At 69.8% G+C, this 20770-nt stretch carries 20 protein-coding genes and 1 tRNA gene; 11 read left to right on the forward strand and 10 right to left on the reverse strand.

What is annotated here, in order from left to right; genetic code table 11:
* The first annotated feature begins 57 nt into the window (after positions 1-57).
* On the forward strand, positions 58-645 hold the full coding sequence (locus O7603_RS09395; protein WP_281576648.1) for an ATP-binding cassette domain-containing protein: 588 nt from the start codon (positions 58-60) through the stop codon (positions 643-645).
* Between the two features lie 338 nt (positions 646-983).
* Here the strand turns inward: O7603_RS09395 and O7603_RS09400 are convergent, their stop codons facing one another.
* Positions 984-2603 carry a bifunctional NAD(P)/FAD-dependent oxidoreductase/class I SAM-dependent methyltransferase gene (locus tag O7603_RS09400; protein ID WP_281575309.1) on the reverse strand — a complete coding sequence of 540 codons (1620 nt, stop codon included), beginning with the start codon at positions 2601-2603 and terminating at the stop codon, positions 984-986.
* 76 nt (positions 2604-2679) lie between these two features.
* On the opposite strand from O7603_RS09400, the gene O7603_RS09405 reads away from it, so the two are divergent.
* The 4 genes from O7603_RS09405 (at position 2680) to O7603_RS09420 (ending at position 6409) form a co-directional block, all read left to right on the forward strand.
* A complete protein-coding gene (locus tag O7603_RS09405; RefSeq protein WP_281575310.1) occupies positions 2680-3237 on the forward strand; it encodes an XRE family transcriptional regulator in 558 nt (185 codons plus the stop codon).
* A 205-nt stretch (positions 3238-3442) separates the two neighbouring features.
* Positions 3443-4510, forward strand: coding sequence for a hypothetical protein (locus tag O7603_RS09410; protein ID WP_281575311.1), 1068 nt, complete (start codon positions 3443-3445; stop codon positions 4508-4510).
* A 399-nt stretch (positions 4511-4909) separates the two neighbouring features.
* Positions 4910-5863 carry a hypothetical protein gene (locus tag O7603_RS09415; RefSeq protein ID WP_281575312.1) on the forward strand — a complete coding sequence of 318 codons (954 nt, stop codon included), beginning with the start codon at positions 4910-4912 and terminating at the stop codon, positions 5861-5863.
* Positions 5864-5938: 75 nt separating this feature from the next.
* Positions 5939-6409 carry a hypothetical protein gene (locus O7603_RS09420; protein ID WP_281575313.1) on the forward strand — a complete coding sequence of 157 codons (471 nt, stop codon included), beginning with the start codon at positions 5939-5941 and terminating at the stop codon, positions 6407-6409.
* A 254-nt stretch (positions 6410-6663) separates the two neighbouring features.
* Here O7603_RS09420 and O7603_RS09425 read toward each other — a convergent pair whose 3' ends face one another.
* Entirely contained in the window at positions 6664-7338 is a 675-nt protein-coding gene (locus O7603_RS09425; RefSeq protein ID WP_281575314.1) for an SUKH-4 family immunity protein, read from the reverse strand.
* Between the two features lie 399 nt (positions 7339-7737).
* Between O7603_RS09425 and O7603_RS09430 the strand changes: the two genes are divergently transcribed.
* The 3 genes from O7603_RS09430 (at position 7738) to O7603_RS09440 (ending at position 12028) form a co-directional block, all read left to right on the forward strand.
* Positions 7738-9030: an IS110 family transposase gene (locus tag O7603_RS09430; protein ID WP_281570686.1), complete on the forward strand. Its 1293-nt coding sequence runs from the start codon at positions 7738-7740 to the stop codon at positions 9028-9030.
* A 316-nt stretch (positions 9031-9346) separates the two neighbouring features.
* Complete coding sequence (locus O7603_RS09435) at positions 9347-10555, forward strand: low temperature requirement protein A (RefSeq protein WP_281575315.1); 1209 nt, start codon at positions 9347-9349, stop codon at positions 10553-10555.
* A 243-nt stretch (positions 10556-10798) separates the two neighbouring features.
* Positions 10799-12028: a low temperature requirement protein A gene (locus tag O7603_RS09440; protein WP_281575316.1), complete on the forward strand. Its 1230-nt coding sequence runs from the start codon at positions 10799-10801 to the stop codon at positions 12026-12028.
* A gap of 161 nt (positions 12029-12189) precedes the next feature.
* Here O7603_RS09440 and O7603_RS09445 read toward each other — a convergent pair whose 3' ends face one another.
* Complete coding sequence (locus O7603_RS09445) at positions 12190-12702, reverse strand: YfbU family protein (RefSeq protein WP_281575317.1); 513 nt, start codon at positions 12700-12702, stop codon at positions 12190-12192.
* On the opposite strand from O7603_RS09445, the gene O7603_RS09450 reads away from it, so the two are divergent.
* The 3 genes from O7603_RS09450 (at position 12695) to O7603_RS09460 (ending at position 14310) form a co-directional block, all read left to right on the forward strand.
* Positions 12695-12829, forward strand: a complete 135-nt coding sequence (locus O7603_RS09450) for a hypothetical protein (RefSeq protein ID WP_281575318.1) — start codon at positions 12695-12697, stop codon at positions 12827-12829. The two genes, O7603_RS09445 and O7603_RS09450, sit on opposite strands and share 8 nt — an antisense overlap.
* A gap of 57 nt (positions 12830-12886) precedes the next feature.
* Entirely contained in the window at positions 12887-13111 is a 225-nt protein-coding gene (locus O7603_RS09455; RefSeq protein ID WP_281575319.1) for a helix-turn-helix domain-containing protein, read from the forward strand.
* Between the two features lie 173 nt (positions 13112-13284).
* Positions 13285-14310 (forward strand): site-specific integrase, encoded by a 1026-nt coding sequence (locus O7603_RS09460; protein WP_281576649.1) that lies wholly within the window; start codon positions 13285-13287, stop codon positions 14308-14310.
* 26 nt (positions 14311-14336) lie between these two features.
* Here the strand turns inward: O7603_RS09460 and O7603_RS09465 are convergent.
* The 7 genes from O7603_RS09465 to O7603_RS09495 all read right to left on the reverse strand — a co-directional run bounded on the left by O7603_RS09465 (position 14337) and on the right by O7603_RS09495 (position 20743).
* Positions 14337-14410, reverse strand: a tRNA-Pro gene (locus O7603_RS09465).
* Between the two features lie 276 nt (positions 14411-14686).
* Positions 14687-16090, reverse strand: coding sequence for a ribosome biogenesis GTPase Der (gene der, locus O7603_RS09470; RefSeq protein WP_281575320.1), 1404 nt, complete (start codon positions 16088-16090; stop codon positions 14687-14689).
* Complete coding sequence (cmk, locus tag O7603_RS09475) at positions 16087-16767, reverse strand: (d)CMP kinase (protein WP_281575321.1); 681 nt, start codon at positions 16765-16767, stop codon at positions 16087-16089. The genes der and cmk overlap by 4 nt, the downstream gene beginning before the upstream one ends.
* A 191-nt stretch (positions 16768-16958) precedes the next feature.
* Positions 16959-17729 carry a pseudouridine synthase gene (locus O7603_RS09480; protein ID WP_281575322.1) on the reverse strand — a complete coding sequence of 257 codons (771 nt, stop codon included), beginning with the start codon at positions 17727-17729 and terminating at the stop codon, positions 16959-16961.
* Positions 17716-18738 (reverse strand): SMC-Scp complex subunit ScpB, encoded by a 1023-nt coding sequence (gene scpB / locus O7603_RS09485; RefSeq protein WP_281575323.1) that lies wholly within the window; start codon positions 18736-18738, stop codon positions 17716-17718. The genes O7603_RS09480 and scpB overlap by 14 nt, the downstream gene beginning before the upstream one ends.
* Positions 18739-18743: 5 nt before the next feature.
* The gene (locus tag O7603_RS09490) at positions 18744-19778 is read right to left on the reverse strand and encodes a ScpA family protein (protein ID WP_281575324.1); all 1035 of its coding nucleotides are present in this window, start codon (positions 19776-19778) and stop codon (positions 18744-18746) included.
* Positions 19779-19819: 41 nt separating this feature from the next.
* The gene (locus O7603_RS09495) at positions 19820-20743 is read right to left on the reverse strand and encodes an AAA family ATPase (RefSeq protein WP_281575325.1); all 924 of its coding nucleotides are present in this window, start codon (positions 20741-20743) and stop codon (positions 19820-19822) included.
* Positions 20744-20770: the final 27 nt, after the last annotated feature.

Genomic DNA, 20770 nt, shown 5'->3' on the forward strand with positions numbered 1-20770 from the left:
CATGGGTTGGGAGTGCCCGCCCGGGGTCTAGTTCCAACGCCGTTCAGTTAGGGACGAATCGACGTCGGCGAGCGCCTTGGCGTCCGCGGGACGTCCGGCAGCGGAAAGACCTCGCTGGCGCGGGCTCTCTGCGGGCTCGCCCCGCCAGCCGCCGGACGGCTGCTGGTGCACGGCGTGCCGGTGAGCTGGGACACGGCCATCCGTGCGCGTACCGGCCAGCCGTACCTCGCCTACGTCGGCCAGGACGCCCGGGCGGCCCTGAACCCGCACGAGACCGTCCGTCGCGCGCTCACCCGGGCACTCGCCGTGACCGCCCGGCACGGTCGAACCTCGGGCTGGACGCTGGAGGAGGTCATCGAGCGGTTCGCGCTCCCGGCCGAGGTCCTCGACCGCACACCCGACCGGCTCAGCGGCGGCCAACGCCACCGCGTCGCGCTGGCCCGGGCCGTTGCCGCCACGCCCACGGTACTCGTCTGCGACGAGTCCACCGCCTCCCTCGACCGCGACACCGAAGCCCACGTCCTAGACACTCTCGACGGCCTCCGCCGCCGTGACGGCACCCCCGTCGTGCTCGTCACCCACTCCGACCGCGTCGCGGCCCGCACCGACCGGATCCTCACCCTCTCCGAGGGGCGGCTCGGCTGACTCCGGTGGCGCGACCCGGCCCGACCTGGCGCCGACGCCGGAAACATGCTTGCCGGACGAACAGCCTGTGCGGCGGACCGGATTGGGATGCTCAGTCATGGCCGGTCACCCGGTGCGCCGCAGCGTGCAGCACCTCCGTCATCAGCCCCCGCAGCCATGGGCGTGGCCCTCGTCGGGGCAGGGTAAGCCACGGGACGAGGGCACCACCGCTGCGGCCGCCGGCGCTACGGAGCACACCACCGCGCAGACGGCCAGGACCGCGGTCGCGCCGAACTGGTAACGGAGCGGTCGGCGGCGGCACGCGGCCACAGCGCGGCACCCGCGGGAAGCCGCAAGCCCTACTCCTTGCGGTGGCTCAGTCGCACGGCGCGCAGCACGACGTCGTTGACGTGGTGTGTGCTGATCGCCCCTGGGGGGCGTTGGCGGGTCTCGTTCACGTCGATGCGCCAGTGGTCCGAAGCGGTGATCGCGGCGGTGATCTCGTCGATGCCGACGTACGCCTGCGGGTCGTACATGCGGGTCTGCTCGCCGGGGTCCGACGGCTGCCGGAGCCAGGTCAGGTCGTGACCGACGACGAGCAGGGTCCCGCCGACGGCCACGGCGTCGAGCAGGTTGCGCAGTCCGCGCTGCTCGGGGGTGCGCTGGAACGAGCCGTACTGCAGGGAGACGAGGTCGTAGGTCTCGTCGGCGAAGGCGGCGGGGTCGTTGGCGTCGCGGTGCAGCGTACGCACGTCGAGCCCGCGACGTTCCGCTTCGGCCCGGATGCGGTCGAGTGCCCTGCTGGAGACGTCGGAGGCGGTCACCTGCCAGCCGCGTTCGGCCAGCCAGAGCGCGTCGGCTCCTTCCCCCGCGCCGGCGTCGAGCGCCCGCCCGGGCGGCAGGTCCGTCACCTCTGCCACGAGGGTGCCGTTCGGGTTGGCGCTCCACACGCGTTCCTGCTCCCCGTAGCGGCTGTCCCACTCGATCGCGACACCGCAGCGGCGAATGCCGGCCGTGGTGTCCTCGGCGGCGAGGCTGAAGGCAATCTGCGCCCCGACCCAGCTGCCGTTCGCCGCGGACTGCAGGACCTGGGCGCTCGGGTCGGTCAGGTTTCCGGCGGCGAAGACGCCCGCCACGCTGGTACGTCCAATGGGGTCGACCGCGACGACGTCACCGAGTCCGCTGGGGTGGGCCGCGGTGTCGATGCCGAGCCCGGCGAGCATCTCGACCCGGGGACGGAACCGGGCCCCGGCGAGGATCGCATCGGCCGGCAGGCTGCGGCCGTCGGCGAGCTCGACGACAAGTGACCCGTCCGGGCCGGCGTCGGCTACCCGGCGCACCGCGCCCTCGAGCACCGGGACCCCGGAGGCGACGAGGGTCCGCACCGCGGCCGGGTCGATCCCCGTCGCGTCGTGCAGCACCACGGTCAACCGATCGGTCAGGTGCCGCATCAGCGAGGTCGGATGCAGTCCCATCGGCGTCGTGACGATCTGCACGACCCGCAGGTCGCGGACCTCCCAGCCGTGGCAGAACGGACAGTTGAACACCTGACGACCCCAACGCTCGGCCAGGCCCTCGATGTCGGGAAGCTCATCGACGATGCCGGTCGCGGCCAGGATCCGGCGTGCGACGAGGCCGTGACCGCCCGACAGGGCGAGGTGGAACCCGTCGTCCTCTTCCCGCACCGCCAGGACACGGCCGGTCAGGACGCTGCCACCGTAGCTACGGACCTCCTCCCGCCCGATGGCCCGCATCGCCTCGGGCGGGGTGCCGTCGCGTCCGAGGTAGCCGTGCATGTGCGCCGCCGGCGCGTTCCGCGGCGTGCCGTCGTCGACGACGATGACCGAGCGTCGCTGACGAGCGAGCTGCAGCGCGGCGGCCAGACCGGCGGCCGATCCGCCGATGACGGCGACGTCGCACCTGCGGACGATGCTCTGGTGCGGTGTGTGTTCGTGTGTTCCGTGGGCATGGTCCGTCATGGGTCCAGCGTAGGAATACCAGCCGGGATATGAAAGGCAGCTTGCGGAATCCGCAAGGTATCTCCATGCTGGGGACATGACGGACCGCAGTGAGGTGGAGCGTCTGGCGCGTACCCGGTTGCGGAGCATCCGCACCACGCTCGGCTACTCCCTGGACGAACTCGCCCAGCGCAGCAACCTCAGCCCGTCGACGATCAGCCGGGTCGAGACAGGCAAACGAACGCTCAGCCTCGATGTGCTCGTGCCCCTGGCCGGCGCCCTACAGGTCAGCCTCGACGTCCTCTTCGAGGCAACCAGCGACGAGGACGTGGTGATCCGTCCCGTGCAGCACCGCTCGGGTTCACGCACGACGTGGCCGCTGAGCCGCGTCGATGGGCGCACCATGGCGATGAAGATCCGGCTGGAGCCCGAGGCGACGACGCCCGCCCAGCGGGTCCATCCGGGGTACGACTGGTTCCTGGTCCTCGAGGGCAGGGTGCTGCTGCGGCTCGGTGAGCGGCAGATCGAGGTCGCAAAGGGCGAAGCAGCCGAGTTCTCGACGATGACACCACACTCGATGACAGCACTCGACGAGCCGGCCGAACTGATCATGATCTTCGACCGCGAGGGGCAGCGCGCCCACCTGCACCAGTGACAGCGCGTGACAGGAAGCGATGTCGCCCGGTCGGGCGAACGTGCCGAGGTCGGGTATCGGCGAGCGGATGGCGTGTCTGCCGCGACGACGCTCGACAGTGTGTCGTTGACTTGGGAACACGGGCAGAGCCGGTTTCAAGGATCTCAGATGCGGCCATCGCCCGGCCACTGGATGCCGGCGGCTGCCGGAAACGGAGACACCAGGGTTGGATGAACACCGGTTCCTTTCACTCGGAGCAGCCCTGACCGCAGGCGGCGTGCTGCTTCTCTCGCCATTCGCCCCGCCTCCGGGGCAGCCGCCGCCACCTCCCACGGCGGCGCAGGCCTGGCCCGGCGCCCAGCGCGGCAGAGTACCGGCCGACCTCACCGACGGGATGCCGTACACGCCCATCCTGTTCTTCGACGCCGCGCGATCGGTGGGCAGCGCGCCCAGCCCTGACGCTCGGCACCTGCGTCTGGTGCTGCAATCAGCAGGCGGCCGGGGTCGCGAGCTGCGCCGGCTAACGCTCGATCGCAACCCGGCCTTCGAGAGGCCGGCCACCGACGGCGAGGTTCTGGTCTGGGTCGAGAGCTTCGGCGGGGGCTACCGGGAGCTCTGGGCAGCCGATCTGCACGGTGGGGTTCGGCCCCGGCGACTCACGGCCAGCCTGGGCTATCCGCTGTTCCACCAGACGCAGTACGACCTGGTCATCGCCGAGGGGCGAGTGCACTGGGTGGCCGCCGGATCGCGGGACGACACCGAAGTGCGGTCGGTCTCGTTGACCGGCGGCGCTGTCGAGGTGCGGACAGAACCCGGCCGTTGGGCCATGACCGCATGGCCGTGGCTGGTCGACAGCCTCACCGACCTCGCCGGCACGGGCCGGCTGCGAAACCTGCTGACCGGTCAGGAACGTGCGATGCCGTGGACCCGGTCGAGCCTGACCGAGTGCACGCCCACCTGGTGTCGGGCGGTCTCGGCCGACGACGACGGCTGGCCCATTATCGAGGTCGTGAGGTCGGATGGCTCGGATCGCCGGGTGGTCGCCCGCCGAACGGCGACCACCGTCGTCACCGACGTCGCGGTGCTCAATCGTTTCGAGCTGTTCGTCGAGCTCGCTCCCACCACTCGCTTCACCGGCAGGGGCCGGCTGATGGTGTACGACCTGGCCACCGGCCAGACCGTCCAGATCAGTCCCGAGGCCGGCAACGTGGCATATCGGGCCGGTGTGCTTTGGTGGACCACCGGCACTCCGGAATCCTTCGTACGTCATTCGATCGACCTGCGAACCGTTTGAGGTGCCGCTGGGCAGACCGGCAGCGGCCGTCGCGCCCGTCGAGAAGACCACCACGCGAACCCCTGATGGAAATCACATTCATGTGCAAGGATTTCCGGGTCTTCTACGGGTCGGAGTGGCGTTGTCACGCTCCAGGTCGCCCGTTCCGCCTGCACACGGCGGTGTGCCGCCCCGCACAGCAGCACCGCCGGGCGGGCGCGCTACGACCTGGACAACCCACGTCGCCTGGCAAGCCGAAGCCGTGCTGCGCGAGGCCACCGCCCCCGCCGATCTCACCCGATGGCTGGACGGCGCGACCCTGCAACGCCTGTGGCCGGCCCTCGTGATGCCACCGCAGGTCCGCCGACTTTGGGAAGCACAATTCCCCGAGCTGGCCAACACGCGCCGACACGCCGCGTAGTGGTCGGCCAGACCCCGCCGATCCACCGCCGGCTGGCGCAGATCGCCCCACCAGCCGATGAGCAACTGCCACTGCTGCTGCCGCGTAGCGTGACCACCACGATCCCCGCACCCCGAAAGCCGCTGCCAGCGCCACCGCCAGCACCGGCGTCATCCACCGACTCGGCCACCATCGCCTCCGCACCAGCGGCAACCGGCGACGACGTCGGCCTGGCCGTGGAGGTCACCCGCATCGTTCCCGCCTCGGGCAACCTCACCGTCTGCGGACAACAGTTCTGGCTCAGCCCCACCCGCGCCGGACTCCCCGTCACCCTCTGGGCCGACACCACCGTCGTCCACCTGCTCATCAACGGCGTCCGGCTCAAAACCGTCCCGTCCCGGCTCACCCCCGCCCACCTGCGGCAGCTCCTCGACGACGATGGCCAGGCCGCCGGGCCACCACCGATCACCACCGGCACCGTCCAGGCCGGCGCCCCGATCGAGGTCGAACGGCTCGTCAATGCCACTGGCCTGATCGGTCTTGCCGGCCGGCAACACCCCGTCGGCTACCACTTCGCCGGCAGGCGGGTCACCGTCCGACTCGACCGCGGCCTCATGCAGGTCACCGCCGACGGCGTCCTCCTGCGCAGCCTGCCCAACCCCCTCACCGCCGCCGAGATCACCCGCATCCGCGACGCCCGCCCCGCCGGACCACCACCCACCCCGGCATCCGAACCGATCGTGGTCGAACGCCGCGTCAGCTGCCGCGGAGCACTCGTAATCGCCGGCCAACGCATCCACGTCGGCATCACCCACGCCGGAGCAACCCTCACCGTCGAAGCCGCCGACACCACCTTCCGCGTCCACGACGGCGACCAGATCGTCATCGAGGTCGCCCGCACCACCGTCAAGCCGATCGCCCGGTTCAAGGTCCGCAAACCCGAACCCTCACGCGCGGGTCGCAGCACCGGGTGAAGCTTGACGCCCCGGCGGTGGCATTCCTAGCTTTGTCGCTCATGAGCTGGAGCAACGGAACTGGCGGATCAGACCGTGGATAGCGTCAGGTTGACGGAGGCGCTCGGATACAGCGTCGGCGACCTGCTCCTGATCTCAGCCGAGGCGTTCGACGCGCGGGTCGCCAGGACCACGCCCCAGCGCCTGCTCATCGACTGGCCATGGTGGGAGGTCGACCCCGAGTCAGCCAACTCATGGGACGGCACTGTGGGCTTCCCTCGTGACGCTGACGCTCACGGCTGGCTCAACACACCCTGGCGACTGGAGCCCGACGCCTCCGAACTCCAAGCCGGTGACCCTTGCTTCGTCGGCATCCCACCAACGCAGGTGCGAGTTACCTCCATCGAGAGGTTCGATCCTCCCGCCGACTTCGGATTCCTCCCCCGGCCGGACTACGCGCTTGAGGTGGTTCCTGTCGACGCGATCGAGGACCAAGAAGCGGGCTACGTCCTCTACCTCAACAGCCACGAGCCGATCCACATCGAAGTTCTTGCGAACCCCAACTAACCAGGGCATACACAAGCGCTACCCTTCAACCGAAGATCGTCTAGCCGGACGTGTCACCCAGGTCCCGAGACTGATCTGTCATGGACGTCCTGAGACCCGACATAGCGTCGCAGCGTCGCAGCGTCTGTCCTGCGCCGGTTGATGGTTGACACCGCGGCCTCGGTTGACCGTTGACATGATCGCGATGGGTTGCGCGAGCGCGACTCGTCACCCGATCTGTCGTTCCGTCACGGCACTGTGCGATCACTCAGGTGTCATAGATCCTCGGTGATGGTCTCCACCCACAACGAGCCGAGGTTGAGGTCGCCCAGCGTGGGGTCGAGCATCGTCATTCGGGCGAGGAAAGCTTCGCAGGATCTATCCACCTCGGCGTGGTGCTGTTCGTGCTCGTCGGAAGGCGCGGTGTAGTGCGGCTCGGGGTGCGCTCGGAGTAGTTGAACGGCAGCGCGCCAGCGCCAGGCGACCTCCACGAACGACGCCACCGAGGCGTTGAAGTAGCAGACGGCCGGGTGGTAGAGGTTCTGATGGTAAGGACGCAGCTGTGGGTGGAGGTCGTCTGTGGTCATCGGACGCGCTCGTATGCCCATGACTCGGCCGGTGCCGGCGACCGCCCCTACTCGAATCGAGAGAGTGGGGTCGAAGTTCGCGCCATAGACGCCCAGCAGATAGAGCCTCTCGTCTGCCGAAATCAGTCGACGTTCTGGCTCGCCTGCGACGTTGGGTACTAGCGTGGGGAGGGAGTCGACTTGCGGTGCCGGGCGTAGCAGCGGTCCGTCGGGCAGGCCCCAAGTCCGCAGCGCCGATCGATCTGATCCCGGCAGGTCCCAGTGGTTGATGACTTCACCGGCGCGTACCTGGACATCCGGCTGGATCACCACGTGCAGCGGCGCGTTGAGGAGAGACAGCATCTCGTCGTACAGGCTTGGCACCCTCACCTCCAATGGCGAGAAGATCGTAGTCGCCCGTCCATATTCTTGATCGTGTAAAGGGTCAGGTGGGGCCAGAGCGTCAACCATCATGCGAGACCAGGCATAGCGTCTCAGCGTCGCAGCGCGTCGCAGCGCGTGTCGGGTCTCAGGACCTGCGTGACACATCGGTATCAGTTTTCTGGTCCATGGGGACGCCGCGCGTGCGGGAAAATCGGGTTGGTCGCCCGCCGACGTCGGTCGTCCTTGGCGCAGGTGAGGCCGTGTATCAGTTTGACGCTGGGAGCCGCCACGAGGGGCTGCGCATTGTAGCTACGAGCACGAGGGTCCGACTCTTCCTGTTTCCCCGATGGCTCCCGCGGGTGACCGTCCCCGATCCCCCTTTCCTCCTCAGAGGTTGTCATGGAAGAAGTCGATGAGCAGGAGCTACACGTCGAGCGGGTAGCCGCGCTTGATCTTGGCAAGGCGGTGTTGGAGGCGTGTGTGCGGGTGCCGCACGAGTCCAGGCCGGGCCGGCGGATGCAGGAGGTGCGGACCTACCCGACCACCACGGTGGCGTTGCTGCAGATGGCGGACTGGTTCCGCATCTGGGGTGTGACCCGGGTGGTCATGGAAAGCACCAGCGACTACTGGAAAGGTGCCTACTACCTGCTGGAGGCGGAGGGCTTCGAGTGCTGGCTGGTCAACGCCCGGGACGTCAAGAACGTCCCGGGCCGAGCCAAGACCGACAAGCTCGATGTGGTGTGGCTGGCCAAGGTTGCCGAGCGGGGTATGTGCCGACCGTCGCTGGTGCAGCCCCGACCGATCCGGGAGTTACGCAACCTGACCCGGTACCGGCGTTCTCTGATCCGCGATCGCACCCGGGAGATGCAACGGGCGGAGAAGCTGCTTGAGGACGCCCAGATCAAGCTGTCCTCGGTGGTCAGTGAGCTGTTCGGGGTGACCGGGCGGCTGATCCTGGACGCGTTGGTCGCCGGGCAGCGCGACCCGAGGGTGCTCGCGCAGTTGGCCAAGGGCCGCCTACGGCCGAAGATCGCACAGCTGCAGGAGGCGTTGCGCGGGTTCTTCACCGATCATCACGGTGCCATCCTGGCGATGATGCTTTCCAACATCGACCGGCTCACCGCCCAGATCGCCGCCCTGGACACGATGGTCGAGCAGGCGATCACCCCGTTCGCACATCAAGCACAGCAGTTGGCGCAGATCACCGGAGCCGGCCCCATCGCCGCGCAGGAGATCATCGCCGAAGTGGGCGTAGACATGGCCCGGTTCCCGTCCGCCGCCCACCTGGTGTCCTGGGCCAAGTTCTGCCCACAGACCCACGAGTCGGCCGGCAAGAAGAAGAACAAGGGCCGTGCCAAGGGCAACCCCTGGCTGGCCGCCACCCTGGGCAACATCGCCGCGACCGTCGCCCGCAGCGGTGCCGGCTTCCTCGGCGCCCGGCACCGACGCATCGCCCGACGCCGCGGGCCGCAGAAAGCGATTGTCGCCACCGGCAACTGCGTGCTGACCATCGCCTACCATCTGCTGTCCGACCCCACCGCCCAGTTCCACGACCTCGGCGCCGACTACTTCACCACGCGCATCGACAGGAACCGCCGGGCCCGCAGCCTGGCCGCCGCACTGCAAGCCGTCACCGGCCAGAAGATCACCATCCGGGATGGCCAAGCGATCATCGAAGTCCAAGCCGCGTAACCTCACCGCTGTCACGCAACGACAGCACTCCACACGGCACGCTGTCGGGGCGCTGCCCCGACGCTGCCGCCTGCCCACACGTCCGTTGATTTACGGGTCAGGAGCTGCGTAACACTCCGCCACCGGTGGCACTGGCCCGCCGCCGTGGCTGATCAGAACCGCTGGCGACGGTTGGAAGGATCTGACGCCTCTACCGTCACCCGCCAAGGGCGAGCCTGTTCGGCCCCAGGCCGCAGCAGCACATCCACATCCACCAGCGCTGTCGCATGGTACGACTGTCAGTGGCTGACAGAAACGGCAGAAACGGGGCGAATCGATGGCGGGTGGCGCACCCCGGCTGCTGCGGGAACCGGAGGAGCAGCGGGCGACCTTCCTGGACCTGTTCCTCGACCTGGTGTTTGTCTTCGCGCTCTTCCGGCTCTCGCAAGGGCTGCTGGACCATCTGAGCTGGAGCGGCGCCTTCAAGACGCTGGTGCTGCTGCTCGCCGTGTGGTGTGTGTGGATCCACACCGATTGGTCGACGTGGAGAGCTCGCTCGACGTCGGGGGCAGCCGACAGAGCCGATTTGCGCCGGACGGCGATACAGGTGCTGGTCATCGGGTCCATGTTCGGCAGCTTGGTGCTGGCGGCCGCGGTGCCTGAGGCGTTCGGCGAACACGGCCCGGTCTTCGCCGGCGCGTACGTCGCCATTCAGGTCGGTCGCAGCCTGTTTCTCGTGATCGTTAGGCGTGGCGACAAGCGGGCGCAGCGTCCCGAGGTGCGGCTGCTGTTCTGGTTCGGCGTGTCGGCGGTGCTGTGGATCGCGGGCGCCGTCATGCAGGGTTGGCCGCGTGCGGTGCTGTGGGCGCTAGCGGTGGCCGTGGACTATACGGCGGCCAGCCTCGGCTGGCCCACGCCGAGGCGCGGCCGCGCCAGTGCGGCGGAGTTTTCGGTCTCGGGCGAGTTCCTGGCCGAGCGGCATCGGCAGTTTTTCATCATCGCGCTCGGCGAGCTGATCCTGGTGGCGGGGTTCGGGCTCAGCAGCAACGCCTTCGAGGCTGACCACAGCGCGGCGGTCGTGGTGGCGTTCGCGACCACGGTGCTGCTGTGGCGAATCTACATCCGCCGTGCCGGGAAGGTGTTGGGCGAGGCCGTCGACGCGGCCCCTGATCCGCTCCGCGTTGCCCTGTCGACGATGTACGCCCACCCGGTCATGGTCGCCGGCATCATCGCGATCTCCGTCGGCGACGAACTCGTCATCGAGCACCCGTTCGGGCACACACCACCGGCGTGGGTCGCCGTCATCCTCGGCGGACCCGCACTGTTCCTCGCCGGACGGACCATCTTCGAGTACGCGGTGTTCGGCCGGGTGTCCCGAATCCGCGTGGCCGGGGTCCTCGTGCTCGCCGCCATCTCACCGACAATGATCTTTCTGCCGCCGGTCTTTGTCGCCGCCGCTGCTGCTCTCGTCCTGGCCGGGATCGCCGTGTCCGACGCGGCCCGCGCCCGAGGACGCCCACTCGAACCGCCCTCACCGCCCGGCTAGCCGGAAAGTGTCACCCACGTCCCGCGACCGTTCTGTCATGGAGGTCCTGAGACTCGACATCGGACTCGACATCGTGTCCGGTCTCAGGACCTGCGTGACATGTCGGGTCAGGACCTCGGTGCCAGACCAGTCTTTTTGGATGTTCGTGACACGTCCGACCAGCGACGCCGACAGCAACGAGCGGCAAGTGGTTGACCTCGGAGTGGCTCTTTGGCGCATCGTGCTGTCGGCAGCCAGAGGGTGATGTGGTACGAATACCTAACGCTTGAACAAAGCCGACAGAACGGGCGAGCGATGGAGAGTAGCGGGGATGAGCTGCTGCGGAGACCCGAACAGCCGCAGCGGGCAACATTCCTGGAACTGTTCTTCGACTTGGCATTCGTCTTCGCGCTCAGCCAACTCTCGCACGCGCTGATCCAGAATCTGGCCTGGAGCGGCGCCTTCCAGGCCCTGGTGCTGCTGCTGGCCGTATGGCGGATCTGGATCGCCACGGCGTGGATAACCGACAGGTTTGACCCGCAGCGACCGGTGATACAGCTGCTGGTCATCGCATCCTTGGTCGGCAGCCTCGTGGTGGCCGTCGCGCTGCCCGACGCGTTCGGCGAGCAAGGCCTGGTCTTCGCTGGCGCGTACCTCGCCGTCAACATGGGCCGCGGGCTCGTCCTCGTGATCGCCCTGCGTCACCGCGAACTGAAGCGCACCGCCGGGCGGGCGCTGTTCTGGTACGGCTTGTCCGCCGTGCCGTGGATCGCGGGGGCGCTCTCGCACGGGACGACGCGTGGGGCGCTGTGGATGCTCGCGATCGCCCTCGACTACGCCGCATACGCGCTCCACTTTCCCGCGCCAGGGCTGGGCCGCACACCCAAGTGGGCGTTGCCGACCGTGGCCGAGCACCTGGCCGAGCGCTACCAGCAGATCTTCATCATCGCGCTCGGCGAGTTGATCCTGGTCACCGGACTGACGCTTCGCGGCACCGGCTTCACGCCCGATACCAGCGCGGCATTCGTGGTGGCGATCGCCACCACCACGCTGCTCTGGCGGATCTACATCCACCGCGCCGGGGCACTGACGGCCGAAGCCATCGCAGCGGCCCGTGAACCAGCCCACCTCGCCGCGTCCACGATAAGGGCCCACCTGGTCATGGTGGCCGGCGTCGTCCTCACCGCCATCAGCACCGAAATCGTCATCGAACATCCACTCGGACGCACGCCTCCGGCCTGGATCGCCGTCATCCTCGGCGGACCCGCGCTGTTCCTGGTCGGACGGGCCGGCTTCGAACACGCGGTCTTCGCCCGCGTGTCCCGGGATCGGCCGATCGGGGTGCTCGTGCTGGCAGCCCTGGCACCCGCGATGCTCCACGCGCCGCCAATCATGGTCGCCATCGCCGCCACCGCAGTCCTCGCCGGGATCGCCATCGCCGACACGGCCCGCGCCCACAGACGTCCACCCGAACTGCCGTCACCACCCGGCTAGCCGGAAAGTGTCAGCCGCGTCTTGAGACTGTTCCGTCATGCAGGTCCTGAGACTCGACAGAGAATCCAGGCAGAGAATCCGGGCAGATGTGATACGACAAGAGATCCGCGACACTCGTCCGCCAACTGAGATGCGACAAATCCGCTTCGCTCTGCGGGTCCTCAGCGCTGCGGCCGGTTCGAAGGATGCACGCGCGCATCGGCGATCTGCTGCAGTTCGTCGAGCGTCAGCAGGTAATCGAACCGATCGAATCCGCGCTTGCGGCTGTCCATGATGCGGCGATACTCGGCCAGCATCCGCATGTAGGTGTCAAGCATTCGCGCGTGGGAGTTGCCGCGGTCGTTCCGCTCTACCTGCGGCTTGAGCTCCGACCAGCGATCGTCCTGCATCTGGTACTCGACGTACGTCGCCATGTGGCTTTCTAGCGCGTCGTTGTGGTCGAAGCCCCGGAACTCGAGCTGGAAGGCCAGCTTCTCGTCCACAGGCGTGCCGTCCTCCTTGAGGTGATCGATGCTGAAGGTGATGATCCGGAACATCTCGAGGATGTCGGACACCCGGCCGCAGTCGCGCTTCGACAGCTCGGTCCTGAGGCCTGCGACCTCGAGCCAGTACTCACCTGCGAACCCCTCTTCGAGGATCTTCGCGCGCTTCAGCTGGACGACGCTCGTGGTCAACTTCCTGCAATTCGTGGGCGCCGGATGGCACACCACCGCTGACGCGCTACTCGCCAACGCGTCCGCCGCGATGGCCCGAGAGCACCAGGACGCCGCCCGCGAGTACCTACAGACCCTCGTCGCCTGACGCGCGATCCAGCGTCAAGCCCACCTTGACAGAAGAACCGACAACATTGGGGATCCGATGAGTATCGATGTACCGGCAGCACCGGGCGCGTTACTGACCACAGAGGAGCTTGCCCGGCTCGTGAAGGTCGACCCGTCCACCGTCCGGCGGTGGCGCACCGCCGACCCCGTCCAGGGGCCGGCGTTCATCCGGCTGTCCGCCCGGGTCGTCAAGTACGACCCGGAGGACGTTCGGGCGTGGCTGGAGCGGCACCGCACCGATCCGGAGGACTCGGCTCGGTGATCACTCCCCTGCTCCCGATCGGCGTGGCCGTCTCGACGGACGTCGAGCACCGTCCCGGCCGGCCGAACCCGTACCGTGCCCGGGTCCGGTGGGTCGACCCGGCGTCGGGCCGACGCCGCTCCAAGTCGCAGGCGTTCGCGGACGTCGAGCAGGCGCAAGCCTGGCTCGGCACCATGCAGCGCGCGGCGAGGGGCGGCGTCGACCCCGACGCGGCGTCGATGCGCCTGGCGGAGTACGGCGAGAGCGTGATGCGCCTGGCGCTGCGCGGCCTGGAGGGCAAGACGCTCGACCCGTACCTGGCGGGGTGGCGCAAGAGGGTCGTGCCGACGCTCGGCCACCTGCCGGTCCGAATGATCACGAACGGTGCGGTGGACCGGGCGGCGCACGGCTGGATCGCCGAGGGCTGCGGACGGTCGACGGTGAAGAACAGCCTCGCCGTGCTGGTCCGGGTCCTGGAGCAGGCGGTGCGAGATGGTGTGATCGACCGCAACCCGGCACGGCTGACCGGCTGGCAGCGGGAGTATCAGCGGGCCGAGGACGAGTTGGACAACCCGCGTTCCCTGGCGCTGCCGGACTGGACCGCGCTGACCACCCTGGCGGCGGCGTTCGTGGAGCGCTCGCACGGTCGCTACCCCGGCTGGGGTGAGGTGGTGATGTTCGCGGCCGGCACGGCGGCCCGGATCGGCGAGGTGTCCGGCGCGCGCAAGGGCGACATCGACCGGGACACCTGGCTGTGGACCGTGCGCCGGCAGACCACCACCGCCCCCGGCGGCCTGGTCGACAAGGGCACCAAGGGCAAGCGAGCACGGCAGGTGCCCATCATCGAGGAGTTGCGGCCGATGGTGGCCGCGAAGCTCGACCGGGCGGCCGACGATGACGCACGGCTGTTCGTCGGTCCTCGTGGCGGTCGGATCAGCACGGCGGTGCTGCGGGACGCGACGCACTGGGATGAGGTGGTCAGCTCGCTGGGCTTTGAGTACCTGCGGCGGCACGACCTGCGGCACACCGGGTTGACCTGGATGGCGGATGCCGGTGTGCCGGTGCACGTTCTGCGGAAGATCGCCGGTCACGGCTCGCTGATGACGACTCAGCGGTATCTGCATCCGGATCGGAAGTCGATCCGGGCGGCCGGTGAGGCGTTGTCCTTGCATCTCACCGGCCTGAGGTCCCCAAATGGTCCCCAGCGGGGCATCGCATGATCGCGAGAAATGCCCCTCTACCTGCGTCGGGACGGCCGGATTCGAACCGACGACCCCTTGACCCCCAGTCAAGTGCGCTACCAAGCTGCGCCACGTCCCGTTGCTCCCGCGTGTTCTTCCCCGCGACAGCCGGTACAGCTTAGCGCAGCATCGTCCCCTCGTCCGCACAGGCCCCACCGGCATCGCATCGCGCCGGCCGCCTGTCGCCCGCCAGTCAGCGCCGCAGGTCCGGCCGCGGTGCCACCCCAGGGCAGCCGGCACCGAGCGGCTCACCGCACCACCTCTACAGCACTACGAGGATGGGTGAGAGGGGTGGGGAAACTACACGGGCCGGGCCGGGAGCAAGCCCCGACCCGGCCCGTGACCGAACGTCGATCTAGCCGTGCGCCTTGCCCCGACCGCCGGGGCCGATCTTCTTGCGCGGGCGTACCGAGATCTCGATCGGGCTGCCCTCGTAGCCGAACTCCTCGCGCAGCTTGCGCTCGACGAAGCGCTGGTAGCCGGCGTCGATCGGGCCGGTGGTGAACAGCACGAAGCGCGGCGGCGCCACCCCGGCCTGGGTGGCGAACAGGATCCGCGGCGCCCGGCCGCCCCGCACCGGGTGCGGCGTGGCCTGCACCAGCGCGGTCAGCCACTGGTTGAGCTGCGCCGTCGGCACCCGGGTCTCCCAGCTGGCGAGCGCCTTGCGCAGCGCCGGCGCGAGCTTGTCGACCGCCCGGCCGGTCATCGCCGACAGGTTCAGCCGGATCGCCCAGGGGATGCGGCGCAGCTCCCGGTCGATCTCCTTGTCCAGGTAGTACCGGCGGTCGCCGTCGACCAGGTCCCACTTGTTGAACGCGATGACCAGGGCCCGGCCGGCCTCGGTGACCATGGACAGGATCCGCTGGTCCTGCTCACTGATCGGCTCGCTGGCGTCGAGCAGCACCACCGCCACCTCGGCGGCCTCGATCGCCGAGGCGGTCCGCAGGCTGGCGTAGTACTCGGTGCCGCTGGCCTTGCCGACCCGCTTGCGCAACCCGGCGGTGTCGACCAGGTGCCAGGTCTCCCCACCGATCTCCACGAGGCTGTCGACCGGGTCGACGGTGGTGCCGGCGACCGAGTCGACGACCGCCCGCTGCTCCCCGGAGAACCGGTTGAGCAGGCTGGACTTGCCCACGTTCGGCCGGCCCACCAGCGCCACCCGGCGCGGCCCGCGCGGACGGTTCTCGACGATGGCCGGGGCCTCCGGCAGCGCGTCCATGATCGCGTCGAGCAGTTCGCCTGAGCCCCGGCCGTGCAGCGCGGAGACGGGGTGCGGCTCGCCCAGGCCGAGCGACCAGAGCGAGGTCGCCTCCATCTCGATCGTGGCGTTGTCGGCCTTGTTGGCGACCAGGATCACCGGTTTGGCGCTGCGCCGCAGCATCTTCACCGCGGCCTCGTCCACATCGGTCGAACCGACCATGGCGTCGACCACGAAGAGCACCACGTCGGCCGTGGTCACCGCCGTCTCCGCCTGCAGGGCGATGGCCGCGGCCCGGTCCTTCGCGTCCGGCTCCCAGCCGCCGGTGTCGACCACCGTGAAGGCGCGGCCGGACCACTGCGCGTCGTACGGGACGCGGTCGCGGGTGACCCCGGGAATGTCCTCGACGACCGCCTGCCGGCGGCCGATGATGCGGTTGACCAGCGTCGACTTGCCCACGTTGGGTCTGCCGACCACGGCCACCACCGGCTGGGGGCCGGTCGGCTCGGTCTCGTCGACCTCCGGTTCCCGCAGCTCGACCCATCCACTTCCGTCGGTCATGCCACTCCCCGCTCGGTGAGCAGGTCACGCAGCCGCTGGACGACCTCGTCGATGCCCAGCTCGGTGGTGTCGAGCACGACGGCGTCCGGGGCCTGCTGCAACGGCGAGGTCTTGCGGGTCGAGTCGAGCCGGTCCCGGCGAGCCAGGTCGGCGGCGGTCGCCGCCGCGTCGGTGGCGTCCTCGGCGCTGCGCCGGGCCGCCCGGGCCGACTCGGAGGCGGTCAGGTACACCTTTAGGTCGGCGTCCGGCGCCACCACGGCGCCGATGTCCCGGCCCTCGACCACGATCCGGCCGGCATTGGTGATCATCTCCTGCTGGCGGGCGACCAGCAGCGCCCGCACCGCCGGCACGGCGGACACGGCGGACACGGCACCCGTCACCTCCGGCCCACGGATCTCGGCGTCCACGCTCACCCCGTCGGCGGTCACGGCGTACCCCTGCGGTTCGGTGCCGATGCGCAGGTCCACCTCCCCGGCGACCTTGGCCACCGCCTCGGCGTCGGTGAGGTCGACGCCGGAGCGCAGCACCGCCCAGGTGATCGCCCGGTACATCGCCCCGGTGTCCAGGTAGCGGGCACCGATGCCGGCGGCGAGCCGCCGGGAGACGGTGGACTTCCCCGAACCGGACGGCCCGTCCACAGCGACCACGCACCGTCCGGCCCGCACGTTTTCCTCCACCGTCGTCCTCCTCAGCCCGTACCTCACGGATCGCCGGCCTTCCGGCGCCGTGAGCGGATGTCCCTCGTCCATGATGCCCGCCGTCCCCGTCCGGGACGCGCGCGACGCCGCTGGGCGCGACCCACGCCACCGCGTGGCCGTCGCCCGGCCGCCATGGAGCCTACCGGCAGCGGTACCCCCGTCCGGCGGGGTCAGTCACCCACCGCCTTGAACAGCGCGGCGACCTCGGCGTTGGTGAGGCGCCGGGTCCGCCCGGAGCGCAGGTCGCCGAGCCGGATCGGCCCGATCGAGGTACGCACCAGCCGGGACACCGGGTGGCCGACCTCGCCCAGCAGGCGCCGGACGATGTGTTTGCGCCCTTCGTGCAGGGTCAGCTCCACCTGGGCGGTCCGCCCCAGGGTGTCCACCACCCGGAACGCGTCGACCTTCGCCGGGCCGTCCTCCAGCTCGACTCCTGCCATCAGCTTTTTGCCGAGGTTGCGCGGGATCGGCCCGGACACCTCGCAGAGGTACGTCTTCTGCACCCCGAAGGAGGGGTGCATCAGCCGGTGCGCCAGGGTGCCGTCGTTGGTGAGCAGCAGCAGGCCCTCGCTGTCCGCGTCGAGCCGCCCGACGTGGTAGACACGCTGCTCGACGCGGTTGCCGAGGAAGTCGGCCAGGGCGGTGCGGCCCTTCTCGTCGGCCATGGTCGAGACCACACCGCGCGGCTTGTTCATCGCCAGGTACACCAGGCGGGTGTCGGCCTGGAGCCGCTCACCGTCGACGTGGATCACGGCGGTGGTCGGGTCGACCTTGTCGCCGAGCTGCGCCACCCGCCCGTTCACGGTGACCCGGCGCCGGAAGATCAGGTCCTCGCAGGCGCGCCGGGAGCCGACGCCGGCGGCGGCGAGCACCTTCTGGAGGCGCTCGGCGCCCTCGATGGCGGGGGCGTCGGATCGGGGGGTGCGGTCATCGCGTCGCATCGGTCAGCTCTTCCACGTCGTCGGGCAGGAACGGCGCGAGCGGCGGCAGCTCGTCAACCGTGTTCAGCCCCAGCTTCTCCAGGAACAGGGTGGTCGTCCGGTAGAGGAACGCGCCGCTCTCCGGTTCGGTGCCGCACTCCTCGACGAGGCCGCGGGACACCAGGGTACGGATCACCCCGTCGCAGTTGACCCCCCGGATCGCGGAGATCCGCGACCGGGTGACCGGCTGCTTGTAGGCGACGACCGCGAGGGTCTCCAGGGCGGCCTGGGTCAGCCGGACCGACTGCCCGTCCAACACGAACCGTTCCACGTAGGTGGCGTATTCCGGCCGGGTGTAGAGACGCCAGCCACCGGCGGCGCGCCGAAGCTCGAAGCCGTGCCCGGCGGCGCGGTAGCCGGCCGCGATCTCGTCCAGCATCGCACCGACCCGCTCGGCCGGCTGCTCCAGCACCTGGGCGAGAGTCAGCTCGCTGACCGGCTCGTCCACCACCAGCAGGATCGCCTCGAGCGCGCCGCGCAGCTCGGCATCGTCGAGCTCCGGCGCGGGCTCCGGCTCCGGCAACCGCCGCCGCCCCGCCGCCCGGCCCGATGCCGCGGTCCCGGCCTCCCCCGTCTCCGCCGGCTCGGCCAGCAGCCCGCCGTCAGCCGGCGCGAGGTTCGGCGCCTGCGAGATCTTGGTACCTGGCGGCCCCTCCAGGGGCATTTCCATGCCAAGATCTGCCGACGGGTCGGCCTGATCGGGGTCCGGCTCCGGGTCCTTCGGGATCTGGTTAGGGTCGGGCGCCCCCGTTCCCAGGTCTGCGGGGGCCTCGGCCCGCGCGGCCTCGGCCTGCTCCGCGATCTCGGTGGTCTCCGGCCCGTCCAGCGGTCGCTCGGAAACCAGATCCGCGGGGGCCTCGACCGGCTCGGGTTCGGCGTTCTCCACCGGTAGCGGAGTGGGGCGCTGCCACGGCGGGACCCACGAGGCGGCCTGGTCGGCCAGGGAGTCCCGGCGCTCCTCGTTGCTCATCGCGGTCACTCCTCGCTCGTCCCCCCGTCCGGGTTCGCCGGTCGCTCCCCCGCCTTCCCGGCACCGGCGGCCACGTCGTCCGGCGTCTCGGCGGCCGCGTCAGCGGGCGGGGTTGCCGCCGGGGTGCTCTCCGGCTCAGCCGGGGCGCCGGCGTACTCGTCGATCTGCAGGTCGGGGCCGCCCTCGGCGGGGCCGGTCCAGCGTACGGTCAGCTCCTCCAGGGCCTGCTCCTGGACGAAGGCCACCAGGCCCTCCCGGTAGAGCTCCAGCAGCGCCAGGAACCGGGCCACCACCTCGAGGGTGGCCTCGCAGTCGGCGCAGAGCAGCGAGAAGGTCGCGATGCCGGCTCGGCGCAGCCGGTCGGTGATGATCGTGGCGTGCTCGCGGACGCTGACCCGGACCAGGTGCACGTGGGCGATGGACACCTCGGGCACCGGCTTCGGGGTGAGCGCCCTCAGCGCGAGCTTAAGCAGCCGCGCCGGGCCGATGCCGAGCACCAGGTCGGGCAGCGCCTCGGCGTACCGGGGCTCCAGGGTGACGGCGCGCGGATAGCGCCGGCCGCCGACCGCCTCCAGTTCGGCGATGTGCGCGGCGGCCTCCTTGTACGCCTTGTACTGCAGCAGCCGGGCGAAGAGCAGGTCCCGCGCCTCGAGCAGGGCGAGATCCTCCTCGTCCTCCACCTCGGCGGCGGGCAGCAGCCGGGCCGCCTTCAGGTCGAGCAGGGTGGCGGCGATCAGCAGGAACTCGCTCGCCTCGTCCAGGTCCCACTGGTCGCCCATCGCCCGGATGTAGGCGATGAACTCGTCGGTTACCCGGTGCAGCGCCACCTCGGTGACGTCCAGCTTGTGCTTGCCGATCAGCTGGAGCAGCAGGTCGAACGGGCCGGTGAAGTTCGCGAGCCGGACGGTGAAGCCGGTCGTCTCCTCGACGGTGGCCCCGTCGGCGGGCGCCACTCCGTCGACCTCGGCGGCCAGCTCGGCGGCGGTCGCGGGATCAGCGGCGCCGTGCGGCGCGAGCGGATCGAGGGACGGTGCGGTCACCGGAAAACCGTAGTCCACGACCCGGACATCCGGCGTTCGGCCTACCGCTCGGTCTGGGCGGCGATCACTTCGCGGGCCAGCTGCCGGTAGTTGCGTGCCCCGGACGAGGCCGGGTCGAGCGTGGTGATCGGGGCGCCGGCGACGGTGGACTCGGGGAACTTGACCGTCTTGGTGATGACCGTCTGGTAGACCTTGTCGCCGAACGCCTCCACCACCCGCTGGAGCACCTGGCGGCAGTGGGTGGTGCGGCTGTCGTACATGGTGGCGAGGATGCCCTCGAGTTCCAGGTCGAAGTTGAGCCGCTCGCGGACCTTGTCGATGGTGTCCAGCAGCAGCGCCACCCCGCGGAGGCTGAAGAACTCGCACTCCAGCGGGATGAGCACGCCGTGCGCGACGGTCAGCGCGTTGATCGCCAGCAGGCCCAGCGAGGGCTGGCAGTCGATCAGGATGAAGTCGTACTCCTTGCGGATCGACCGCAGCACCCGGGCCAGGGCCATCTCCCGGGCCACCTCGTTGACCAGCTGGATCTCGGCGGCGGAGAGGTCGATGTTGGCCGGCAGCAGGTGCAGGCCCGCCACGTCCGTCTTGATCAGGACGTCCTCGGCGGTGATGTCGTCCTGCATGAGCAGGTTGTAGACCGACAGGTCGAGGTTGTGCGGGTTGACCCCCAGCCCGACCGAGAGCGCGCCCTGCGGGTCGAAGTCGACCAGCAGCACCTTGCGGCCGTATTCGGCGAGCGCGGCGCCCAGGTTGATCGTGGTGGTGGTCTTGCCGACGCCACCCTTCTGGTTCGCCATCGCGATGATCCGGGCCGGCCCGTGCCGGTCGGTGGGCATCGGCTCGGGGATGGGCTTGCGCATCGTGTAGGCGGCCGGGTCGGCCGGGCCGAGGTCGTTGCCGAGCGCGGCCTGCTGCTCACGGAGCTCCGACGTCCAGGTCTCGGCACGGTCACCGTTGCCAGCCATGTCCTCGTTGCCCCCTCCCGACGACCA

Source organism: Micromonospora sp. WMMD812 (assembly GCF_027497215.1).
GTDB lineage: Bacteria > Actinomycetota > Actinomycetes > Mycobacteriales > Micromonosporaceae > Micromonospora.